Origin of the sequence: Streptomyces pyxinicus (assembly GCF_024753135.1) — a bacterium.
Lineage (GTDB): Bacteria > Actinomycetota > Actinomycetes > Streptomycetales > Streptomycetaceae > Streptomyces > Streptomyces pyxinicus.
Genome location: NZ_JANUGP010000007.1, coordinates 257,044 through 272,709 on the forward strand (window position 1 = coordinate 257,044; position 15,666 = coordinate 272,709).

The 15,666-nt window shown below is 74.2% G+C and carries 14 protein-coding genes and 1 pseudogene; 5 read left to right on the forward strand and 10 right to left on the reverse strand.

Features of this window, described 5'->3' with window-relative positions; all coding sequences use genetic code 11:
- Positions 1-13: 13 nt before the first annotated feature.
- Together NX794_RS12620 and NX794_RS12625 are read left to right on the forward strand one after the other, a co-directional pair.
- Positions 14-946: a GNAT family N-acetyltransferase gene (locus NX794_RS12620; protein ID WP_258778554.1), complete on the forward strand. Its 933-nt coding sequence runs from the start codon at positions 14-16 to the stop codon at positions 944-946.
- Positions 927-1,427, forward strand: a complete 501-nt coding sequence (locus tag NX794_RS12625; protein ID WP_258778555.1) for a ribonuclease FAU-1 family protein — start codon at positions 927-929, stop codon at positions 1,425-1,427. The genes NX794_RS12620 and NX794_RS12625 overlap by 20 nt, the downstream gene beginning before the upstream one ends.
- A 1-nt stretch (position 1,428) precedes the next feature.
- On the opposite strand, the gene NX794_RS12630 is transcribed toward NX794_RS12625, so the two are convergent.
- Positions 1,429-2,067 carry a class I SAM-dependent methyltransferase gene (locus NX794_RS12630; RefSeq protein ID WP_258778556.1) on the reverse strand — a complete coding sequence of 213 codons (639 nt, stop codon included), beginning with the start codon at positions 2,065-2,067 and terminating at the stop codon, positions 1,429-1,431.
- A 138-nt stretch (positions 2,068-2,205) separates the two neighbouring features.
- Here NX794_RS12630 and NX794_RS12635 point away from each other — a divergent pair, with 138 nt between their 5' ends.
- Together NX794_RS12635 and NX794_RS12640 are read left to right on the forward strand one after the other, a co-directional pair.
- Positions 2,206-2,340 carry a hypothetical protein gene (locus tag NX794_RS12635; protein ID WP_258778557.1) on the forward strand — a complete coding sequence of 45 codons (135 nt, stop codon included), beginning with the start codon at positions 2,206-2,208 and terminating at the stop codon, positions 2,338-2,340.
- Positions 2,341-2,508: 168 nt separating this feature from the next.
- The gene (locus tag NX794_RS12640) at positions 2,509-3,477 is read left to right on the forward strand and encodes a lytic polysaccharide monooxygenase auxiliary activity family 9 protein (RefSeq protein ID WP_309505983.1); all 969 of its coding nucleotides are present in this window, start codon (positions 2,509-2,511) and stop codon (positions 3,475-3,477) included.
- A 50-nt stretch (positions 3,478-3,527) separates the two neighbouring features.
- On the opposite strand, the gene NX794_RS12645 is transcribed toward NX794_RS12640, so the two are convergent.
- Positions 3,528-4,388 carry an esterase/lipase family protein gene (locus NX794_RS12645; protein WP_258778558.1) on the reverse strand — a complete coding sequence of 287 codons (861 nt, stop codon included), beginning with the start codon at positions 4,386-4,388 and terminating at the stop codon, positions 3,528-3,530.
- A gap of 170 nt (positions 4,389-4,558) precedes the next feature.
- On the reverse strand, positions 4,559-4,978 hold the full coding sequence (locus tag NX794_RS12650) for a MarR family winged helix-turn-helix transcriptional regulator (RefSeq protein ID WP_428985892.1): 420 nt from the start codon (positions 4,976-4,978) through the stop codon (positions 4,559-4,561).
- On the opposite strand from NX794_RS12650, the pseudogene NX794_RS12655 reads away from it, so the two are divergent.
- Positions 4,938-5,105 (forward strand): annotated as a pseudogene (locus tag NX794_RS12655) (cupin domain-containing protein); the annotation flags it as partial. The gene NX794_RS12650 and the pseudogene NX794_RS12655 sit on opposite strands and share 41 nt — an antisense overlap.
- Positions 5,106-5,121: 16 nt before the next feature.
- Here NX794_RS12655 and NX794_RS12660 read toward each other — a convergent pair.
- The 7 genes from NX794_RS12660 to NX794_RS12690 form a co-directional block, all read right to left on the reverse strand.
- A complete protein-coding gene (locus NX794_RS12660) occupies positions 5,122-6,096 on the reverse strand; it encodes a DNA polymerase Y family protein (RefSeq protein ID WP_258778560.1) in 975 nt (324 codons plus the stop codon).
- A complete protein-coding gene (locus NX794_RS12665) occupies positions 6,093-9,734 on the reverse strand; it encodes a DNA polymerase III subunit alpha (RefSeq protein ID WP_258778561.1) in 3,642 nt (1,213 codons plus the stop codon). The genes NX794_RS12660 and NX794_RS12665 overlap by 4 nt, the downstream gene beginning before the upstream one ends.
- A gap of 209 nt (positions 9,735-9,943) precedes the next feature.
- Positions 9,944-11,026, reverse strand: a complete 1,083-nt coding sequence (locus tag NX794_RS12670) for a S1 family peptidase (RefSeq protein ID WP_258778562.1) — start codon at positions 11,024-11,026, stop codon at positions 9,944-9,946.
- A 356-nt stretch (positions 11,027-11,382) separates the two neighbouring features.
- Positions 11,383-12,285, reverse strand: coding sequence for a S1 family peptidase (locus NX794_RS12675; RefSeq protein ID WP_258778563.1), 903 nt, complete (start codon positions 12,283-12,285; stop codon positions 11,383-11,385).
- A 225-nt stretch (positions 12,286-12,510) separates the two neighbouring features.
- Positions 12,511-13,302: a DUF1684 domain-containing protein gene (locus NX794_RS12680; protein WP_258778564.1), complete on the reverse strand. Its 792-nt coding sequence runs from the start codon at positions 13,300-13,302 to the stop codon at positions 12,511-12,513.
- Entirely contained in the window at positions 13,299-14,588 is a 1,290-nt protein-coding gene (locus NX794_RS12685; protein WP_258778565.1) for an NtaA/DmoA family FMN-dependent monooxygenase, read from the reverse strand. The genes NX794_RS12680 and NX794_RS12685 overlap by 4 nt, the downstream gene beginning before the upstream one ends.
- Complete coding sequence (locus NX794_RS12690; protein WP_258778566.1) at positions 14,585-15,664, reverse strand: LLM class flavin-dependent oxidoreductase; 1,080 nt, start codon at positions 15,662-15,664, stop codon at positions 14,585-14,587. The genes NX794_RS12685 and NX794_RS12690 overlap by 4 nt, the downstream gene beginning before the upstream one ends.
- Positions 15,665-15,666 lie beyond the last annotated feature (2 nt).

Genomic DNA, 15,666 nt, shown 5'->3' on the forward strand with positions numbered 1-15,666 from the left:
ACGGTTCCTCCCCATGACAGTGATCGTGCGCGACCTGCGCCCCGATGTGCCGGCCGACGCCGAGGGCTTCGCCCGGGTCCGCCGGCTCGCCCTTCCGTACATCCTCTTCACCTCGGACTCGGTGCGGCACAACGCGCTGCACACGCATCCCGACGCGCACTACCGCCCGCTGGTCGCGGAGGAGGACGGCGAGGTGATCGGCACGGCCCAGGTGCACCTGGCCCATGACAGCACCGAGCCGGGGCAGGGCCTGGTCAACGTCTATGTGCGGCCGGACCGGACCGGGCGCGGCGCCGGCGGGCTGCTGGTGCGGACGGCCGAGGAGCGCCTCGCCGCGCTGGGGACGACCCGGCTGCTGAGCTGGGTGCTGGACGAGCCGGGCAACCGCGCCTTCGCCGAGCGGCACGGCTATCGGGGCAGCCGCTCGGCCCACTTCCTCCGTCTCGACCTGGCGCACGGCACCCTGCCGCCGGTGCCGGAGGTCCCGGCGGACGTCGAGCTGCGCACGGGCCGGGACTTCGCGGCCGACCCGCGCCCGCTGTTCGATCTGGACGCGGAGACGACGCGGGACGAACCGGGCGACGTCGACTTCACGCTCACGGACTACGAGGCCTGGCTGGAGCAGTCCTGGCGGCATCCGCTGCTGGACCTCGACCTGACGGTGGCCGCGTGTGTGGCGGGCCGTCCGGTCGCCTTCAGCGTGGCCTACACCGACCCCGGCACCCGGCGCTACAGCACCGCGATGACCGGCACCGCGCGTGCGTTCCGGGGTCGCGGCCTCGCCAAGCTGGCGAAGACGCACTCGCTGCACCGGGCCCGCGCGGCCGGCTTCGCCGAGGCGTTCACGGGCAACGACACCGGCAACGAACCGATGATCGCGATCAACAAGAGGCTCGGATACGAGATCTGTGCCACGGAGGTGCGCCATGTCCGCGAACTCGGCTGACGAGGCCGCCCGCTGGGAGGTCCTCCTGGTCAAGGCGGGCCGCACGAAGATCCGTTACCGGGCCGCGCTGCTCGGCGACGACGGCACCCGGGTCGTCGTACGCGCGCCCTGGGCGGGTGACGAGGCCCGTGACTTCGGCTTCGTCCGCTTCGAGCGGGGTGATGTGTTCACGGAGTACTACTGGCGGGACCGCTGGTACGCCGTCAAGGAGGTCCGCGCGGCGGACGGCGCCCTCAAGGGCTGGTACTGCGATGTCACGCGGCCCGCGATGATCTCGGGGGCGGAGCTGGTCGTGGAGGATCTCGACCTGGACCTGTGGCGCTCCGCCGACGGCATCGACGTACGGCGGCTGGACGAGGACGAGTTCGCCGCGAGCGGCCTCGTGGAGCGGGACCCCGAGGCCGCCGCTGCCGCCGTGGCCGCCCTCGACGAGCTGGAGAGGCTGGCCCGCGGGGGCGGCTTCGCGGAGCTGCTGGGCTGACTCACACGGTGGCGACGACCGCGTACCGCTCATCGGTCACGTCCTTGCCCCACAGCGGGGAGTCACCGGACAGATGCTCCACGCGCACCCCGGCCGCCAGCGGCGCCAGCAGGCCGGCGAGCCGGGCAGCGGGGACCCCGACGGGGTGCAGGGTGCCCCAGACGCCCTCGAATAGCACGAACCGGCCACCGGGACGCAGCAGCTCCCGCCAGTTCCGCAGCACCCGGGCCGGGTCGGGGAGCGCCCACAGCACATGGCGGACGAGCAGCACGTCGAAGCGCTCGGCGCCGACCGGCGGGGCGTCGGCGGGACCGCACAGCACCCGCGCCCCGGACCCGGCCAGCTTGGCGCGGGCCCGCTCGACCATCGCCGGGGACAGGTCGACACCGGTCACACGGTGTCCCTGCTCGGCGGCGAGGAGCGACAGGCTGCCGGTGCCGCAGCCGAGGTCGAGCAGGTCGGCGGGGTGCTCGGGCAGCCAGGCCCGGAGTCTCGCCGCCCAGGCCGCCCGGACCTCGGGGTCGAGCAGTCCGTGGTCCGGTTCCGCGTCGAAATCGGCGGCTTGTGCATCCCAGTCCACGTTCGGGACAGAAGCAACTCCGGGGTCGCCCTCGCTCGTCATGCCCGTCATGCCCGTCATGCCCCCAGAGTGACACCCGCCACTGACAACGCGGACGTGACAGCCGCCACTGACAGACCGGCACCGATGAGGAACCCTCGCCGAAAGCGTCTACCTCCGTGACAACGCGGAACCCGGTGGGCACTGAAGGAGGCAGCCATGCGCCGCACCACCGTGCAGAAGCCCCTGAAGAGGACGGACGGCCGCCGGGTCCGCGACGAGGCGGAGGACCGCCCCGCGGGCCGTCCCGAGGTGCGCGAGGACATCGCCCGCACCTGGTGGCCGGACGGCTGACGAGTCCCGCACCCCGGCTGTCTGAGCGCAGCCTGAGCGCCCCCTTAAGGGGAGCCTAAGGATCACCTCCACCCGCCTTCAGCAGGCGATTTCCCGGTCTTCCGGGGCTAGCTTCGGATCCACCCTCACGGGATCAGCAACCCCCACGGACCGCTCGGAGGAATTCCCATGCCCGCTCGCGCCCGCCAGAAGGCCGCCGCCGTCGCCGTGCTCGGTCTGGCGCCGCTCGCCCTGACCGCGCTCGCCACCGCCCCCGCCGCCGCGCACGGCACCATGGGCGACCCGGTCAGCCGGGTCTCGCAGTGCTATGCCGAGGGGCCCGAGAGCCCCGACTCGGCCGCGTGCCGGGCGGCCGTGGCGGCGGGCGGCGCGCAGGCGCTGTACGACTGGAACGGCATCCGGATCGGTGACGCGGCCGGGCGGCACCGGCAGCTGATCCCGGACGGCAAGCTGTGCAGCGCGAACAGCGAGGAGTTCAAGGGCCTCGACCTGGCGCGCGCCGACTGGCCGGCGACGACGGTGCGCAGCGGCGCGTACACCTTCCGGTACCGGGTCACCGCCCCGCACAAGGGCACCTTCAAGGTGTACCTGACCAAGCCCGGGTACGATCCCGCCAAGCCGCTCGCCTGGTCCGAGCTGGACCTGGAGCACCCGGTGGCGACGGTCACCGACCCGGTCGCGTCGGGCGGTTTCTACACGTTCTCCGGATCGCTCCCCAAGCGCTCGGGCCGGCAGCTGCTGTACGCGGTCTGGCAGCGCTCGGACAGCCCGGAGGCGTTCTACTCCTGCTCGGACGTGGACTTCGGCGGGGGTGCCTCCGGTGCGGGCGCGGCGCCCGCCCCGACCGCCTCGGCGCCCTCCGACGCGCAGATCGCCGCCGGTGCCGGCAAGTCGACGATCGAGCACCACGGGCACGGCGACGACGACGCGAGCACCTCCGCCGAGCCGTCCGCACCGGCCGTCCCCGCCGCCGCCAACCAGCCGAAGGCGGCCGGTGCCGCGGCGGACCTCGCCGAGACCGGCGGGTCCGCGAGCACGTCGTACCTCGCGGTCGGCGGCGCGGCGGCGCTGGCGGTGGGTTCGGCGGCGCTGTTCCTGTCGGTGCGGCGGCGCGCGGCCGGCACGCACCGCCGCTGAGGGTTCCGGGTCCTGTCCGGCGGCTCAGGCCGGACAGGACCCGGCGCGGGTCAGCTGAAGGCCGACGCGCAGGTGGTGGCGGTGGCGTGGGCCGGGTCGAGCGCGTTGGCGACCTCGTGGAAGGCGATGCGGTCGAAGAGTCCGATCGCCACGTGTTCGGAGAGGTCGAGCGGGCACAGGTCCTGGAGCAGGACGTTGCGGACGCCGGAGCCGCTGAGGTATTGGCTCTGCCAGGGTGTGGCCACCTCGTCGTACTTGGTGGCGATCACGGTGTAGCGCACGCCGGGGACGGTGTCGCCGCCCGCGTTGAGCTTGGTGAGGAAGGCGGAACCGGGGATCTGGTCGGCGAGGCCCGGGGTGGTGGCCTTGACCAGGTCCTCGGCGCCGGGGAAGTACGGCAGCAGGTTGGTCAGGCCGCTGAGGGTGGCGCCGTGGTTGTCGGGGGCGATGCCGACGAGCGCGTTCACCTTGGCGGCGCCGCCGAGGAACTTCAGGTAGTAGCGGGGCATCATGCCGCCCTGGGAGTGCCCGACGAGGTCGGTCTCCGTGGCGCCGGTGGCGGCGAGCACCTTGTCGACGTAGGCGGAGAGCTGCTCGGCCGACGTGTCGATGGGGCCGAGTCCGTGGAAGAGCGGTACGCCGGTCAACTGCCCGTAGTCGAGGGAGTAGACGCAGTACCCGCGGTCCTTGAGGTAGGGGGCCAGCGAGATCCAGTTGTCGACCGAGTTGCCCAGGGTGCCGTGGACCAGGACGACGGGGTGGGGGTGGGCGGTGGAGGGCTTGCAGGAGAAGTCGTTCCAGCCGCTGCTCGGCGCGGTGGCGGCGTGGGCGGTGGCGGCGGGGAGGGTGGCGACGGCGGCGGTGAGGAGCAGCGCGGCGAGGGGTCTGAGCACTCGCTTCCAGGGCAGCATCGGGTGATCTCCTTGCGGCTCAAGGGAGGTACGACGGCCTAACCCTGTGATCCGGATCACGAGGATGCTGTTCACTCGTCAAGTTACGGGCGAGTAGCGCAGGTGTGAAGTTACGCGTCAGTAAAAACTTCCGGCGTCAACCATCGCGCACCATGCCGGCTGACGATCCGTCACCAAGCGGGCCTGATCGGACCGTAGGGCGCGAGGCGCGCCAGACGTTCCCGCAACGCGCGCACCTCACCCTCGCCCAGCAGTTCGACCCATCCCCCGACCACCTCGGCGGCAGCCGCTTCCGCCGCCCGGGTGCAGGCCCGCCCCCGCTCGGTCAGCACGATCAACTTGGCCCGCGCGTCCCCGGGACGCGGCCGCCGCTCGGCGTACCCCTTGCGTACGATCTCGTCCACCAACTGGCTCGCCGCCTGTTTGGTGACACCGAGGTGCGCGGCGAGTTCGGTGACACCGGCCCCGTCGGGGGCGAGCCGGGCGAAGGCGAAGCCGTGGGCGGGCCGCACATCCGCGAAGCCGCGCGCCACCACCCCGTCCTGGATGCGCTGCGTCAGGTCGCCGGCCGGGGACACGGTGATCGTCAACGCCGGTGCCACGCTGGGCGTGGAGAACACCGCCGACCACACCGCGATCTCCTGGGTCACCACCTCCGTCGGCCTGGCGGCGGAGCTGGCCGACGGCACCCGGCTCACCCCGCCGTGGGCCAACTGAGCGGTGCGGGAAGGGATCAGGCCGCGAGTGTCCCCGGCATCACCGCTCGTGGCCCGAACTTCGCTCGCGCGCGGTCCGCGACCTCCTCGATGCGGCGGACCTTCTCGTCCACGGGGTCGAAGGTGAGCTGGTGGGAGGCCTGGTCGGCGGGGGTCAGGCCCTCGGCGCGCAGGGTGAGCGCGCGGACCCGGGCGCGCTGGAGGCCGAGCGCCCCGTAACCGCCGTAGGCCGCCTCGGTCAGGGCCGCCGAGCGCGCGGTCGGCTCCTTCAGGGTGCGGGTGCGCACGGTCGAGGAACGGTCGGCGTAGCGCACGGTGAGGGTCAGGGTGCGGCAGACCTTCCCGATCGCGCGCAGCCGGGCGCCGATCTCCTCGGCGGCCGACAGCAGCGCCCTGCGATGCCGTTCGGGGTCCAACTCGTCCACGTCGAAGACGCGTTCGGCGAGCAGGGAGCGGGAGACGCCGTTCGGGACGACCCGGCTCCGGTCGATTCCGGCGGCCTTCTCGCGCAGGTCGCGGCCCGCCCGCGCGCCGATCAGCCGCTGGAGCGTGGACAGCGGCGCGGCGGCGACCAGGCCGAGGGTGTCCAGGCCGTACTCGCCCAGGGTGCGGGCGGTCGCCGCCCCGACGCCGGGCAGGACGGCCACCGGCCGGCCGGCGAGGAACTCCGCGAGGGCGTCGGGTGCTTCGGGCGCGGCGCGGGTCACCCCGGGCCGGGCGTCGCGCAGGGCCACGCGGGCCGACATCGGGCCCGGGCCGGCGCCGATCGCGCAGTCGACGCCGTACCGGGCGAGGGCCCGGACCCGGATCACCGAGGCCAGTTCCCCGGCGGTGCGCCCGAAGTACCGCTCGGCGCCCCGGAGATCGGCCAGCGCTCCGTCGGGCGGCAGCGCCTCCACCACCGGTGTGAACTCCTCCAGCAGCCCGAGCAGCCCCGGCAGGGCCGCCTCGTGCGCCGACGGCAGCTGGAAACATACGCAGAGGATGGTCATCCCGCACTCCCCGGACTCTGGTGCCACAACTTCCTCATCGCCGCGGGCCCTTGCGCGGCCTCCTGTCCCGCCGGGCGCAGATCGGCCCAGGGGTGCATCTCGTAGCCCGTGGGCATGCGGATCGTCCGGTCCGCCATCGGGTCCCGGGCCGCGGAGCCGGCCGGGGCGGGCCGTCCCTCGGAGCCGGCGAGCCGGGCCCGGGCCGGGCCGTCGCCGTCCGCCGGCGGTCCGCCCCCGGCACCCCCGGTGTCGCCGGTGTCCCCCGCGCCGCCGAGCGGTTCGGCGAGCCGGGCGGCGACCTGGTCGAGGCCGCCCTCGGCGCGCAGTTCGGCCAGATCGGCGAGGTTCCAGGCGGCGGAGCCCACCACACTCAGGCTGCGCGGGCCGCGCCGCTGCACCACACCGCGCACCAGCAGCAGCCAGGAGTGGAAGACGGTGTGCGCGCAGGCGTCGTGGGAGTCGTCGAAGAAGGCCAGGTCGACCAGGCCGCTCCCGTCGTCCAGCGTGGAGAAGATGACCCGCTTGCCGGAACGGATCGGCGGCGTCTGGGTGGCCGCCTTGGCGCCCGCCACCAGCACGGTCTCGCCGTGCCGCGTCTCGCGCAGCCGGCGCGCCGAGACCACGCCCAGCTCCCGGAGGAACTCCCGGTGGTCGTCCATCAGATTGCGCGAGGCGTCCATGGAGAGCACGCCCAGCTCGGCGCTGAGCCGTTCCGCCGGCGACAGGTCGGGCAGTCCGGCCGGTGCCGTCTTCCGCCCTCCGGCCAGCGGGAGTTGGCCCCCGCCGCCGCCCCGGGCGCCCCGGTGCAGCTCGGTCAGGTGCAGTTGCAGGTCGCGCCGGTTGGCGCCGAACGCGTCCAGCGCGCCCACCTGGGCCAGCCGGCCGGCGAGCGGGCGGCTCGGCCGGGCCCGCTCCCAGAAGTCCAGCAGGGAGGAGTAGGGCCGGCCGGCCTCGATCCGCGCCGCCTCGGCCTCGCTGATGTCGTGCACGTCGGAGAGGGCGAGCCGGAGCCCCCACACCCGGGGTGATTCAGACACCAGTTCGACCCTGTGTGCGACCCCGGAGGCGTTGACGTCCAGCGGCAGGATGGGCACCCCGCGCCGCCGGGCGTCCGCCAGCAGCAGCCGCTTGGGGTACATCCCGGGGTCGTGCGTGAGCAGTCCGGCGTAGAAGGCGGCGGGGTGGTGCGTCTTCAGCCACGCCGACTGGTAGGTCGGCACCGCGAAGGCGACCGCGTGCGCCTTGCAGAAGCCGTAGGAGCCGAAGGCCTCCACGATCTCCCAGGTCCGCTGGATCGTCTCCGCGCCGTATCCCCGGGCCGCCGTGTGCTGGGCGAACCAGACCTTGATACGGGCCTGCGACTCCGGGTCGGACAGCCCGCGCCGGACCCGGTCGGCCTCGCCCCGGCCGCAGCCGGTCATGATCGCGACGATGTCGATGATCTGCTCGTGGAAGACGACGACCCCGTACGTCCCCTTCAGCGGCCCCTCCAGGTCGGGGTGCGGATAGCGCACCGGCGCCCGCCCGTGCCGGGCCTCGATGAACGGCCGCACCATGTCGGCGGCGACCGGACCGGGCCGGAACAGCGAGATGTCGACCACCAGGTCGTCGAAGGTGCTCGGCTGGAGCCGCCCGATCAGGTCCCGCTGGCCCGGCGACTCGATCTGGAAGCAGCCGAGCGTCTCGGTGGAGCGCACCAGCCCGTACGTCGCCGGGTCGTCCGGCGTGAGCGCGTCCAGGTCGATCCGCTCACCCATCGCCCGCCGCACCTCGGCGACCGCGTGCGCCATCGCCGACTGCATCCGCACGCCCAGCACGTCCAGCTTGAGCAGCCCGAGGTCCTCCACGTCCTCCTTGTCGAACTGCGCCATCGGCAGCCCCTCGCCGCTGGTCGGCACCACCGGCGTCCGGGCGAGCAGGGAGGCGTCGGAGAGCAGCACCCCGCACGGGTGCATGGCGACCCCGCGCGGCAGCGCGTCCAGCGCCTCGACCAGTTCCCAGAGCCTGCCGTACCGCTCCCGCTCCCCCGCCAGCCGCTTCAGCTCGGGCAGTTCACCGAGGGCCGCGCGGGCGTCGCGGGCCCGGATGTGCGGGAAGGACTTGGCGACCCGGTCGATCTCGGCCGGGTCCATGGACAGGGCGGCGCCCACGTCCCGGATCGCGTGCCGGACCCGGTAGGTCTCCGGCATGGCGACGGTGGCGACCCGCTCCTCGCCGAACCTGGCGATGATCGCCCGGTACACCTCCAGGCGGCGCGCGGACTCCACGTCGATGTCGATGTCGGGCAGCACCACCCGCTCCTTGGACAGGAAGCGCTCCATCAGCAGCCCGTGCTCGACGGGGTCGGCGTGCGCGATCCCGAGCAGATGGTTGACGAGCGACCCGGCGCCGGAACCGCGCGCCGCCACCCGGATGCCCATCTCCCGTACGTCGTCCACCACTTGGGCGACGGTGAGGAAGTAGGAGGCGAAACCGTGGAAGGCGATGACGTCCAGTTCGTCGTGCATCCGCTCCCAGTAGGCGCGCCGGCCGCCGAGGCCGAGCCGGACCATGCCCGCCGCCGCCCGCGAGGCGAGGGCGCGCTGGGCGGTGCGCCGGCCGGCGCCGACGAGGTGCGGTTCGGGGAAGTGGACGGTGCCGATGCCGAGGTCGTCCTCGGGGTCGACCCGGCACTCGGCCGCGGTGGCCCCGGTCTGCTCCAGCAGCCGGAGGGCGGTGTCGCGCCGGTAGCCGGCCGCCTCCACCACCCGTTCGGCCGCCCGGAGCATGGTCCGCGCGTCCTTCAGCCAGGCCTCGCCCGGGTCCGGCTCCCGGCGCGGGTCGATCGGCACCAGGCGCCGGGCGGCGTCCAGCACGTCGGCGACCGGGCCCTGGCCGGGGTCGGCGTAGCGGACGGCGTTGCTCAGCACGGGCCGTATCCGCTGCTCGGCGGCGAAGCCGACGGTGCGGGCGGCGAGCCGCAGGGAGCCGGACCCGGTGCCGGTGCGGCCGTGCCAGACAGCCTCCAGGCGCAGCGCGTCGCCGTAGACCTCGCGCCAGGGGGCGAGCAGGGTGGCGGCCCGGTCGGGTCGGCCCTCGGCGAGCGCGCGGCCCACGTCGGAGGCGGGGCCGAGCAGGACGATCAGGCCCTCGCCCGGCTGGGCGGACCAGGGCAGCAGCGGGGTGCCGGCGCCGTCCGCGTGGGCGGCGGTGACGAGCCGGCACAGACCGGCCCAGCCCCGGGCGCCGTCCCGGGCGAGGAAGGTGACCCGGGGCGCCGACTCGTCGAGGAAGGCGCCGCCCCGCACCGGAGTGCGCCGCCGCTCCCAGGCGCCGGGCCCGGTGACGGAGCCGGCCTGGGCGACCCGCCCGGCCTGACCGACCACTTCCGGCCGTCCGGCGGGCAGACCCCCGAGCCGGCCCCGGCCTCGGGCGGCCTCCGCCGTCCCGACCGCCAGGTCCACCCCGAACAGCGGGCGGACGCCCGCCGCGGCGCAGGCCTTGGCGAAGCGGACCGTGCCGGCGAGGGTGTCGCGGTCGGTGAGGGCGAGGGCGTCCATGCCCCGCTCGAAGGCGCGCTCGGCCAGCCGCTCCGGGTGGGAGGCCCCGTACCTCAGGGAGAACCCGGAGGCGGTGTGCAGATGCGCGAACCCCGGCACACCCACCTCCCGCACTCGTGAGCCCCGAACAGCTCTCGAACATCACTCTTCGAACATCAGTTCCCTACTTCCTCACCCACCATACCCTCATTCTCGAACGTGTGTACGACTAGCGTTCGGGCGCCTCCCACCTGCGCAAACACCGGAAAGCGCGGCCTCTCACCCCGGAAACCCGGAGTGAGAGGCCGCGCCGGAAGGACGCCGCCGGGTCAGCCGATCTCGGTGCCCGTCCCCGACAGGGCCGCGGTGACCGGCTGGAAGAAGGTCTCCCCGCCGGAGGTGCAGTCCCCGCTGCCGCCGGAGGTCAGGCCGATCGCCTTGTCCCCGGAGAAGAGCGGACCGCCGCTGTCGCCGGGCTCGGCGCACACGTCGGTCTGGATCAGTCCGCTGACCGTGCCCTCGGAGTAGTTCACGGTGGCGTTCAGACCGGTGACCGTGCCGTCGTGCACCTGGGTGGTCGAGCCGCTGCGGGTCACCTTCATGCCCACGGTGGCCTCGGCGGCGCCGGTGATCTGCTGGGCGGAGCCGTTGTACAGGTCGACCTCGCTCGGGTGGTCCACCTCGGCCGTGTACTTCACCAGGCCGTAGTCGGTGCCCGGGAAGTGGGACTCCGCGTTCCGCCCGATCTCCTTGCCGTCGGAGTCCGTCCAGGTGGAGATGTCCGCCGTGCAGTGGCCCGCGGTCAGGAAGTACGGCTGCCCGCCCTTGACCACGTTGAAGCCGAGCGAGCAGCGCCCGCCCGAGCCGTTGATCGCGTCGCCGCCGGCGATGAAGGGCTTGAACTCCCCCTTCGACCGCTTCAGCTCGGCCTTGCCGCCGAGCCCCTCGACCACCTTGCCCAGCTTGGCCAAGGCGGCGCCGGAGACGGTCCGGTCGGCGGTGACCACGACCCTGTCGCCGACCGGGTCGATCGCCCAGGAGGTGCCCGGGATGGTCGCGTCCTTCTTCAGCGTCGCCCGCGCGGAGCCGAGGTCGGCGAGGGAGTGGGCGACGATTCTGGCCTTGGCCCCGGCCGCCTCGACGGTCCTGGCCGCGGCCTTGTCGAGCACGTTGACGACGAGGCGCCGGGCCTTGGCGTCGTAGTAGCTGCCCGCCGTGCCGGCGCCCAGGTCGTCGCCGAGCCGGGAGGCGAGCTTTCCGGCCGCCGGGGCGGACAGGGTCCGGGGCTCGGGGGTGGACTTCACGGGTTCGCTGGCGTTCGCGTTCTGCAAGGTGACGCCCGCTGCGAGCAGGGCGGCAACGCCCGCTCCGGCCAGGGCGGTACGCCGCCCTGCTATCCGTCGGTGCTTCAACTCACGTCCTCCTGTGGGGGGTCGGCCGGGCAGGTTGTGGGGACCTGACGGGCCGGAAGGCTGGTTGACGGGCGCCCACTCTTCCGAACCGCACAGGGAGCACACAAGGTCGACTTCAGGACGCGCGCACGGAGCGGGTCCGCGCGCCCCGGCCGCCGGCAACGCGCCTCCTCCAGGGGGGGAATTCGCTCAGCAAACACTACGTGCGAGTAACCGGTAAGCGGACCGTCACCGTCCGCCCTGGCCGAAAACCGTCTCTTGCGCCCCGGGCACACCAAGAGCCCCCGCACGCGCCGTGGCGTACGGGGGCTCGGTGGAGCGGAAGGGTGCAGCGGTGGAGCGGAGGGGAGGGGCCGTCAGAAGACGTGCACCCCGTAGGCGCTCAGCGCCTCGGTGACCGGCTGGAAGAACGTCGTACCGCCGGAGGAGCAGTCGCCGCTGCCGCCCGAGGTCAGCCCGTAGGCCGTACTGCCGCCGTACAGCGGGCCGCCGGAGTCGCCGGGCTCGGCGCAGACGGTGGTCTGGATCAGACCGGAGACGACGTCACCGCCGCCGTAGTTGACCGTCGCGTTGAGCGCGGTGACCCGGCCGCTGTGCGTACCGGTGGTGGAGCCGCGGCGGTAGACGGTCGTGCCCACGGAGGGCGTGGCCGCGCCGGCGATGTCCTGGCTGCCCACCGAGCCCGACTTGGTCACCGAGCTGTTGGTGTAGCGCACGAGGCCGTAGTCGTTGCCCGGGAAGCTGGAGCCGGCCGTGGTGCCGAGGGTGGTGGTGTGCCCGGAGTTCGACCACCAGGTGCCCGCGCCGTCGGTGCAGTGGCCGGCGGTCAGGAAGTAGTAGTTGCCGCTGTTGTCCTGGACGTTGAAGCCCAGCGAGCAGCGCCAGCCGCTGGCGTAGATGGCGTCGCCGCCCGAGATCAGCTTGCTGAACCTGCCGGCGGTGTGCTTGACGACGAGGGCGTCCGCGGTGCCGCCGGCCCGCTCCTTGATCTTGGCGATCTGGGCCTCGGAGACCCTGCTGTCGACGGTGAGGGCGACGCGGTTCGACTTGCTGTCCACCGACCAGGCCGTGCCGGGGATGTCGGCCTGGCGGATGGAGTCGCTCGCCTGGGTGAGCTGGGCGGCGCTGAACTGGGGGGTGTCGACGGCGTTCGCGGTGGGGACGGCGAACGCGGCCGCGGCCAGGAAACCGGTGGCCACGGCGGTCAGCCGGGTCCGTCTGGCGATACCGCTGCGGGGAGTGGTGCGCTTGAAGCTCACGTTTCGTTCCCTCCAAGGGAATTCGGGGGCCCGCGTGGGGTCGGGGCCCGTGAGTCGCAGCCAGGGGGCTGGCCGGATTCCGAACCTCATGCCCCTGACAAGCGCTGTGGGGGAGTATTCGGCCGAACGGCCGGTCGGCACAAGGGTGCCTTTCGGCCGTTGGATTTTGAACCACCTTTACATCCCCGCGGTTGCGCGCGCCCCCGACGCGCGCACCGGGTAACCCTACTGACGTCGGTTCAGCGCACGCTCCCCCGCCTCGACCGCCACGTCCAGCGTGTTGCCGGGCGGCGGGAAGGGGCAGACGAAGTGGTCGGCGAAGGCGCAGGGCGGGAGCTGGGCGCGGTTGAGATCGACGGTGGTCCGGCCCTCGGTGTCCGGCTCCGGCGGGTACAGGAAGCGGAACCGGAAGCTGGTGTCGCCGCTGGTGGCGTCGGCGAACACCGCCCACAGCCGCCCGTCGCCCTGCCGCGCGACCTGGAGGGTCCGCTCCCGTCCGGCCAGCGTGAAGGCGAGTTCCCCGGCGAGGGCGAGCCCGCGTTCCCGGCCGTCCGCGTTGCCGACCCGCACGGTGCGCGTGCCGTCGTACGGCGTGAAGCGCCCCGGCACCGACCAGCGCGCCCCGTAGGGGGTCGCCCCGATGCCCCGGAAGGCGGACCGGGCCGGGGCGTCGGGGTCGTAGACCCGTACGCCCCAGACGCCCTCGCGGACCAGGACGAACAGCCGCTTCGCGCCGAGCGCGACGCGCGCCTCGGCTTCCGGGCCGGGGTCGGCGGTGAGGTGGACCTCCCCGGTGAACGGCCGGCCGTCCACGCTCAGGCCGTCCTCCCCGCCCGCGGTGAGGACGACTCCCGTGTCGTCCGCCACCCAGTTCCCGGGAATGTCCGGAAGCCGTCCGTCCGGATGGTCCTCGACCCAGTGCGTGGCGGTCAGGGCGAGCGGCCCGTAGGGGGCGGCGACCGCCTCCTCGCGCCGCTCGTGCCAGCGCTTCCACGCGTCGGGTGCGTCGGTCGTCATGCCGTGTTTCCTCTCCTGTGCGGTCGGCTTCCCGCCGCCCGGTGGGACAGCGCGAGGTGGGAGCGAAGGGTGGTGCCTTCATACTCCGTGCGGAACGCGCCGCGTTCCTGGAGCAACGGCACCACCCGGTCCGCGAACTCCGCGAGTCCGTCGGCGGTGAGCCGGGCGGCGAGGACGAAGCCGTCGGCGGCGCCCTCGCGGACCCGGGTGTGCAGGGCGGCGGCGACCGTCTCGGGGCTGCCGACGAAGGACTGCCGGCCGCTCGCCTCGATCACGGTCTCCCGGCTGGACAGTCCCTTCTCGGCCGCCAGCGCCCGCCAGCGTTCGACGAGCGCCAGGGTCTCGCCGTCCCGGCCGCGCGGCGCGGCCTCGGGGAGCGGGCCGTCGGGATCGTGCCCGGACAGGTCCCGCCCCCACAGGCGCTCCAGCGCGTACCGCGTGTAGTGCGGGGTGACCCGCTGCCGTCGGATGTCGGCGGCCCGCTCCTGCGCCTCGGCGTCGGTGTCGCCGAGGACGACGGTGACGGTGGGCATGATCCTCAGGTCGGCCGGCGTCCTGCCGTACGCGGCGAGCCGCTGGGTGACGTAGCGGTAGCGGAAGCGGGCCGCCTCCGGTGAGCCGTGCCGGGTGAGGAACACGTCGGCCGAGGCCGCGGCCAGCTCCCGCGCCGCCTCCGACTCCCCCGCCTGGATCAGCACCGGACGCCCCTGCGGTGAGCGGGGCAGCCCGAACTCGCCCGCGATGTCGAAGTGCCGGCCCTGGTGGGCGAACGGCCGGGGTGTCCCCTCGGGCGACCAGGAGTCCCACAGCAGCCGGACGGCGGCGACGAGTTCGGCGGTGCGCGCGGGGTGTTCGGGACGGGCGCCGCCCCGGAAGTTCTCGCCGGCCCGCGGATCGCCCCCGGTCGCCACCCGCCAGGCCGCCCGGCCCGCGCTGAGCTGGTCGAGGGTGGCGATCCGGCGGGCGAGTTCGTACGGCTCGGCGAAGCCGGCGCCCACGGTGGCGGCCAGCCCGAGCCGGGTGGTGACGTCGGCGAGGGCGTTGAGCGCGGCCACCGGTTCGGGCCGGCCCGCCGGCTCCAGGTCGTGGACGCGGCCCCGGTGCTCGGGCAGCCGCTGCCCCTCGTCCAGCAGCAGGAAGTCGAACAGGCCGCGCTCGGCGATCCGGGCGAGCCGTTCCAGGGCCGGGAAGGCGAGCCGCGCGTCACCGGGCGGCCCCGGCCATCCGGTGGTGTCGTCGGTGCCTGGGAACACGGCCGCGAGATGCATCCGCCGTCGTACGGTCATGACGTTCCCCCGGTCACCGTGTACCGGCCTGCGGGGCGGGCCAGGCCCAGGTGCTCGCGCAGGGTGCTGCCCGGGTAGAAGGTGCGGAACAGGCCGCGGTGCTGGAGCAGCGCCACCGTGCCGTTGACCAGTCGCTCCAGGTCGCGGCGCGGAGCGACCGGGACCAGGTGGAAGCCGTCGGTGGCGCCGTCGGCGTGCCAGCCGGCGATGAGTTCCGCGAGGTCGACGGGGCCGCCCCGGTACAGCGGGCCCTGCACGGTGGGCCGCGGGCCGCCGCCGCCGTGCCCGGGTTCGGCCGCGTGCTCGCCGTCGCCGAGGTCGACCAGCAGGCTCACCAGCACCAGCAGCGATTCCGGCCGGCGCCCGAACCCCGCCGCCGCGTCGCGCAGTTGCTCGCGCGCGGCGGCGGCCCGGTCGGGGCTCGCGGCGCGGACCAGGGCGACGTCGGCGTACCGGGCGGCGACGGCGCGGGCGGGACCGTCGGTGGCGTCGACCACGCGGACGGGGTGACCTTGGGGCGGCCGGGGCAGGGTCGAGGGGCCTCGTACCGAGAAGGCGCTCCCGGTGAAGCCGACGTGGTGCAGCCGGTCCCGGTCCAGGTACCGGCCGCCGGCCGGCTCCCGGTACACGGCGTCGTCCTCCCAGCTGTCCCACAGCCGTGCGGCGACGTCGGCGACCTCGCCGGCCTCCTGCCACACCGTCTCGGCCGGGGCCGCGTGCCGGCGTCCGAACAGGCGGGCCTCGCCCTCGGTGGTGGACACCTCGATCCGCCAGCCGGCCCGGCCCCGGCTGACCCAGTCCAGGGTGGCCACGGCGGCCTGCACCTGGAAGGGCTCGGTGTGGGTGGTGGTCACGGTGGGCACCAGCCCGATCCGCCGGGTGCCGGGCGCCACCCGGGACAGCACGCCGAGCGCGTCGGGCCCGGGGCGCGCGAAGGAGTCGTCCAGCGTCACGAAGTCCAGGCCGCCGTGTTCGGCCAGCTTGACCAGTTCGGCGTAGGGGCCGGCGTCCAGGGCGCCCGGCAGGTCGACGGCGGCGGCGAGGTGCAGCAGTCCGCGGCCGTGGGCGGCGGCCACCC